The sequence below is a fragment of the Neobacillus drentensis genome (assembly GCF_036965245.1).
GTDB lineage: Bacteria > Bacillota > Bacilli > Bacillales > Cytobacillaceae > Neobacillus > Neobacillus drentensis_G.
Genome location: NZ_JBALPG010000066.1, coordinates 20,819 through 27,318, shown reverse-complemented (window position 1 = coordinate 27,318; position 6,500 = coordinate 20,819). Strand labels below are relative to the sequence as shown.

The window sequence follows — 6,500 nt, the reverse complement described above, 5'->3', positions numbered from 1 at the left end:
GTATCACTTGAAAGTTTAAAGATAGAATTTTAATATAAAAATAGATTATTTTAAAAAATACAAAAAATAACAAATTTCTTCATAAGCCAATTTTATTTACATAACTTTCTTCAGGGGTGATACGATGATAGCTCTTTTTAAAATGAATGATTTATACGAAGAACAAATTAAAAATTTATTTAAAGATTTGGGATACCAAACCGCTAGTTTTTATTCGATTAATTCAATACTAGATCAAATCATGAATCCGATGGTTATTATGACACCGGCAATTTTTCAAAAAGAATTAGAGGGTCTTTCTTTTCCTATTATTCCAATTCCCATAACTATTGGAGATATAAAAAAGTCTATAAGGCTATTGTTTCAAAGCCCAAAACAAAGTAAGTATTCTTATATAACATCAAATGAAGAAATTGAGTGGCTGCGAAAAGAATACGCGGAACATGTTGCAAATGAAGAGATTCATATCTCCTTTTTGACAGAAAAACAATCTACTATACTTATGCAAAATAATGTTTATCTAGCCCCAATATGGATGAAAGGCATATTACCAAACCCACGTATTAAAAATTTACATTTTGTTAAGCCTGATTTCACTTCTGTGATTCCTTTTTTACAGATAGCAGGATCATTAGTGAACTTAATTGAGGAAATTTTAAAAGAAAGATATCAAGTAGATGCAATAGTCAATTCAACGCATGATGGAGTTGTTGCTATTGACAGAACCGGAAATATTAGATTGGTTAATGAACATGCAAAAACGATCTTAGGTGTTGAAGAGGATATGAAGGGACGAAACATCGAAGAGTTCATCCCACAATCTGATATGTTACGAGTTTTGAAAGCTGGGAAGATGGAAAGGGGCGAGATTGCAACTGTGGGAGGTCGTCAAATTGTTATTAATCGATCTCCTGTTATCGTCAAAGGAAAAATTGTCGGAGCCGTTTCAAATTTTAAAGAAATTACAGATATTCAAAAAGTAGAATTACAACTACGAAAAAAAATTCATCAAAATGGCTTAGAGGCCAAGTATCGATTAAGTGATATTATTGGGGAAACCCAGGAAATAATGGAGGCAAAAGAATTAGCAAGGAAATTTGCTGAAACGGAATCTACTGTTTTAATAACCGGTGAGTCTGGAACAGGTAAAGAATTATTTGCTCAAGGTATTCATTCCGCAAGTCATCGATCACTTGGTCCATTTGTAGCTGTGAATTGTGCCGTACTGCCAGAAAATCTTCTGGAAAGTGAAATATTTGGATACGAAAAAGGTACATTTACAGGCGCACTAAAAGATGGAAAGCCAGGCTTATTTGAACTTGCACATGGAGGCACGCTGTTTTTGGATGAAATTGGTGAGATACCTTTACGAATTCAAGCACTTTTATTAAGGGTACTTCAGGAAAGAACAATTAGGCGTGTTGGCGGGGAACGAATCATACCGGTGGATGTTCGAATTATTACCGCAACGAATCGAAATTTAGAGGAGGAGGTCGAAAACAAACAATTCCGATCTGACTTATATTATCGTCTGAATGTACTAGCCCTGGAATTGCCGCCTCTCCGTGAGCGATTAGCGGATATACCTAAATTGGTAGAGAATTTTTTAAATGAGTTTAATGAAAAAAGAAAAAATAAAATCATCAACGTTGAAAAGGAATTAATTTGCTTATTCCAAAAGTATGACTGGCCTGGGAATGTTCGGGAATTAAGAAATAGCATTGAACGGTTGATCGTCCTTGAAGAGAGTACCAGTTTAAGGCTTCAGGGGGCAAAATTTCTTTCTGAAAAAATAAGAAGAAGGAGTTTTTCAAAAGAAGCTCTAAATAAACAAAGTATAAAAAATAAGGAAAAAGAACTTATCCTCACTACATTAGAAAAATTTGAAAACAATAAAAAGCTAGCGGCACAATCACTCGGAATCGACCGGTCAACGCTTTGGAGAAAAATTAAAGAATATGAATTATGATGTTTCAAATTGCCATACAATGTTGCAGTTTAAAACAGCATTTTTAAAACAGGGATTTTCTATTCCTGTTTTTATTTTTTAGAAGGTTGAATAAGTTATCAGTAATTAGAATAATTTGGACGAATACATCACAATTTAAATATTGATTTTAACATGATTTTCCAAACGATTTTGAATAATAGGAAGAGGCTGGTTTTGTTGTTTCGAAACAGACGAAAAAAGTTCCTTAAGGAAAAATTTCTTTATTCTCAAAAACCGCAAGTTGCTGGGCAAGAAGATTCGCTTTCTTCTGACCTAGATGAAAACATACTGGTTCTCAACTCTATGTATCAGGATTGCTATGATGTGATTTTCAAAACGTTTTTAATTGGCGGACAAACAAAAGCCGTACTTATTTATATCGATGGATTATCCAATATTGAAGAGATCGATGATCATGTACTCAGTCCTCTAATGGGGGAAACAGATGGAAGAGTTCATGGTTCACGTGAAATGTTAGAGAAAAAATTACATATTTCAAAGACGAAAGAAATTAAGACATTTGTAGAGTGTATAGAACATATCTCGATTGGCGACCCAGTACTTTTAGTGCAGCAAAATGATTGGGGACTCTCCATGGGGTTATGTAAATGGGAAAAACGTTCGATTGAAGAACCACAGGCAGAGAGTGTTGTACGGGGACCACGGGAAGGTTTTGTGGAAACATTAGCAATCAATACCTCCCTTCTTCGTCGAAAGATCAAAAGTCCTGCTCTCAAGATGCAATCGATGAAAATCGGCCGCTATACCAATACTCATGTTGTAATTGCATATATAGAAGGAATTACAAATCAAACCCTCATAGAAGAGGTTAAAAATCGTTTACAGCTGATCGAGATAGATAGTGTTTTGGAAAGTGGGTATATCGAGGAACTAATTGAAGACAGTTCTTATTCGCCTTTTCCTCAACTCATTAATACGGAACGGCCGGATGTAGCCGCTGCGAATCTCTTAGAGGGACGTGTGGTGATTCTAGTAGATGGAACTCCTTTTGTCTTAGTTGCCCCTATTACCTTTTTTTCCTTACTTCAGTCACCTGAAGATTATTATCAGCGTTACCTGATTAGTTCAGTCATCCGTATACTGCGATTTGTTTTTATGGTGTTTTCTCTCGTTTTGCCTTCTCTCTATGTAGCGGTTCTAACCTACCATCAGGAAATGGTGCCAACGAATTTGCTGATTAGTGTGGCCTCTTCACGGGAATCGGTTCCTTTTCCGGCACTTGTGGAAGCATTGATGATGGAGATAACATTTGAAGCATTACGTGAAGCAGGTGTTCGCCTTCCAAAACAGGTCGGAGCTGCAGTTAGCATTGTCGGTGCATTGGTTATCGGTCAAGCTGCCGTTCAAGCCGGGCTGATTTCTGCTCCGATGATCATTGTTGTTGCCATTACCGGTATTGCATCTTTTATGGTGCCGCATTATTCGCAAGGAATCTCGCTAAGAATGCTTCGCTTTCCTATTATGTTGCTTGCCGGCTCGCTAGGGTTGCTTGGGATTATGCTTGGTGTGATTACAATCGTCGTCCACTTATGTACACTACGTTCTTTCGGGGTGCCATATCTTTCACCTATCGCCCCGCTGAAAGATCGTGAATTAAAAGATACCTTGATTCGGGCCCCATGGTGGAAAATGAATACCCGGCCCCATTTAACTGGCGAATTCAACCCAACCCGACAATCATCTGGGCAAAAACCGGAACCAAGCAAAGGAAAGGAATAGGATGAGAAAGAAGTGAATGAAAATGAATCTCTTTGTAGTTCGAAACATCATAAAAATATTTACCATTCTTCTCTTTCTCTCTGCTAGCTTTCTACTTACCGGATGCTGGGACAGAAAGGAAGTAAATGATATGGCGCTGGTGTTAGGGGCCGCCATTGACAAAGAAAAAGGAGAAAATATCAAACTTTCCTTGCAAATCTTGATTCCTCGTGCAGTGAGCAGTGGACAGGCAATGGGTGGAGGAGGTGGGGGAGGGGGAGCAGGACCTATGGTTTTGACAAGATCAGCTGTTGGTGAAAATATGGCAGATGCTGCATCAAAGCTCCAGACAAAATTCCCACGTAAAATCTTCTGGGGACATTGTAAAATATACATTATTGGAAGGAAGCTTACTAAATCGGGAGGCGTTCGTAAGCAGATTGACTTTTTACTTCGCCATCCTGAACCCCGAGAACGTGCTTATTTATTTGTCAGTGATGGAGATGCAGAAAAAATTCTAGAATTACAAACCCCTTTAGAGCGATATGAGGGAGAAGCTCTTCGGAAGCTAACCGAGTTGCAAATTGGGGTAAAAACTACCGTAAAAGATTTTGAACAAATGGTAACAGGTGATACAGGGATAGCTCTTCTCCCTTTGATTCAAAAACTGCCGCCAACGCATGGACAAAAACAAGAGGAGACAATTGCAAATATAATCGGAACAGCCATTTTTAAAAGAGATAGAATGATTGGTCAAATTGATACGAAAGTAACCAGAGGATTGATATGGTTCCGAAATGAAATAGAGGTGACTTCGGTTACAACAGCTCCCAAAAAGGGCGAGACGATTACCTTGGATCCCATTCGAGCTACAACAAAACTTATCCCTACTATCAAAAACGGGAATTGGAAGATCCTGGCTAAAGTTACTTTGGAAGGTACGATTGTACAAAATGCAAGCAATCTCGATGTTATGAGTCCAATTATTACGAAGAGGGTAGAAAAAGGCTTAGAAAAAGACATAAAACAACGCCTTAACTTGTCCTTAATACAAGTGAAGCAAAGAATGAATGTGGATGCGTTCGGTTTTGCGGATGCATTTCACCGTAAATACCCTAAAGAATGGGAAAAAGTGAAAAATCATTGGGATGAGGTTCTTCCAAAGGTAGAAGTAAAGATTAATATTAAAACACGCGTTCGACGTCCTGGTTTGTCAACTACACCTGCAGGCTTGAAGGAAGAAGAGGTAAAAGAGAAATGAAATGGTTAACGATAGCAGGAATCACCTTATGCGTGATTCTTATGGCCTTATTCGAATGGCCAAAAATGGACCGGCATCAGAAAAAGGAGAAAGCCGCCTTTGTAACTATAGTAGCAATGGGATGGCTACTTGCCATCCTCCTTCTTTTCTTTCCTGATATGCCAGGACCCACGCAGATGATTGACAAGCTTTTCAAACCGCTAGGTAAGATGCTCGAGAAATAGCTGGGATGTTAGTAAAAAGAAGGAGATAAAAAAATGATTGAAAAAGGAAAAATTTCATCCTTTCAGATGGCACTTTTAATTGTACCAACGATCATTGCAACTGCTGTTCTCGTTGTTCCAGCTATTACAGGCAAGTTCGCAGGCCGTGATCTATGGATATCACCTATTTTGGCATCCCTTAATGGATTTTTTACAACCTTTATCGCATACCGTTTACATAAGTACTTTCCAAAGGAAACAGTCATCCAGTACAGTGGTCATATCATCGGTCGTCTTCCAGGAAAAGCGATTGGACTTGTCTATTTGTTCTTTTTTTTGCATGTATGTGGCATTATTTGCAGGGAGTATGCAGATTTCGTAATTGGTTCCTTTCTCCCTAAAACTCCGATGACCATAGTTATTGGCAGCTTGGTTCTTGTCTGTGCTTTCGCTATACATGGCGGGGTAGAAGTCCTAGGAAGAGCAGCTCAATTATTAGTTCCGCTATTTATGCTTCCACCCTTGCTTTTTTTCCTACTCTTACAGGACTTTAAAATAGAGAATATTTTCCCCATTATGGAACATGGGATAATGCCATCTCTCCTGGGAGCAGTTGTACCGCAAGCTTGGTTCAGTGAAATTTTCCTCATCTCGATGCTTCTTCCTTTTTTAACAGATCATGAAAAAGGGGGAAAATCGGGTATGGCCGCCGTGATTTTTTCCATGTTTATCTTAGTTTTCACCAATATTGTTAACATTTTTTTGTTTGGAGGGACAGTAAGTGCCTATAGCTATCCAGTATTTACTGCTTTCCGATACATTGGCTTGGCCAGTTTTTTTGAACATCTTGAATCTTTTGTAATTTCTTTTTGGGTGTTGGGCATATTCATTAAAATTGCAGTATTTTATTATGCATTTGTTCTAGGAACAGCCCAATGGCTTCGTCTTTCAGACTATCGGCCACTCACACTTCCACTTGGTTTTTTGGTAACTATATTCAGTATATGGGTGTCTCCGAATGAACAAGAAATGAGCAAATTTTTAGGAACCATTATTCCTTTTTATATACCAACTATCATGACATTCATTCCAATGCTGCTCCTACTCATTGCGATCATACGGAAGAAGTTTAAGAAAAAATCATTCACGACATAAAAAGGAGAAGACCCTTTCCTATTATTTTTTAGTTGAGTTTCTAGTTTTGATACTTGAGATAAGATAGAAGTTTTGAAGAAAAAAGGAGAAAAATTATGATTGAAAAAGGGAAAATTTCTGCTTTGCAAATGGGTGTAATAATGTGCTCGAGGGAGAAATGGCCATTTCCTAA

The 6,500-nt window shown here is 38.0% G+C and carries 5 protein-coding genes; all 5 read left to right on the top strand.

The annotated features are described in order from the left end of the window. Positions 1–124: 124 nt before the first annotated feature. Positions 125–1,969: a sigma-54 interaction domain-containing protein gene (locus V7150_RS15055; RefSeq protein WP_335519754.1), complete on the top strand. Its 1,845-nt coding sequence runs from the start codon at positions 125–127 to the stop codon at positions 1,967–1,969. A 153-nt stretch (positions 1,970–2,122) separates the two neighbouring features. Next, positions 2,123–3,730, top strand: a complete 1,608-nt coding sequence (locus V7150_RS15050; RefSeq protein ID WP_335519751.1) for a spore germination protein — start codon at positions 2,123–2,125, stop codon at positions 3,728–3,730. A gap of 22 nt (positions 3,731–3,752) precedes the next feature. Next, positions 3,753–4,970, top strand: coding sequence for a Ger(x)C family spore germination protein (locus V7150_RS15045; protein WP_335519749.1), 1,218 nt, complete (start codon positions 3,753–3,755; stop codon positions 4,968–4,970). Next, a complete protein-coding gene (locus V7150_RS15040; protein ID WP_335519746.1) occupies positions 4,967–5,194 on the top strand; it encodes a hypothetical protein in 228 nt (75 codons plus the stop codon). The genes V7150_RS15045 and V7150_RS15040 overlap by 4 nt, the downstream gene beginning before the upstream one ends. Positions 5,195–5,227: 33 nt before the next feature. Continuing rightward, the gene (locus tag V7150_RS15035) at positions 5,228–6,328 is read left to right on the top strand and encodes a GerAB/ArcD/ProY family transporter (protein WP_335519743.1); all 1,101 of its coding nucleotides are present in this window, start codon (positions 5,228–5,230) and stop codon (positions 6,326–6,328) included. Positions 6,329–6,500: the final 172 nt, after the last annotated feature.

Bases quoted from the DNA above. Each gene is read 5' to 3' on its own strand.
- V7150_RS15055 (WP_335519754.1), top strand. From the start codon at position 125: ATGATAGCTCTTTTTAAAATGAATGATTTATACGAAGAACAAATTAAA.
- V7150_RS15050 (WP_335519751.1), top strand. From the start codon at position 2,123: ATGATTTTCCAAACGATTTTGAATAATAGGAAGAGGCTGGTTTTGTTG.
- V7150_RS15045 (WP_335519749.1), top strand. From the start codon at position 3,753: ATGAATCTCTTTGTAGTTCGAAACATCATAAAAATATTTACCATTCTT.
- V7150_RS15040 (WP_335519746.1), top strand. From the start codon at position 4,967: ATGAAATGGTTAACGATAGCAGGAATCACCTTATGCGTGATTCTTATG.
- V7150_RS15035 (WP_335519743.1), top strand. From the start codon at position 5,228: ATGATTGAAAAAGGAAAAATTTCATCCTTTCAGATGGCACTTTTAATT.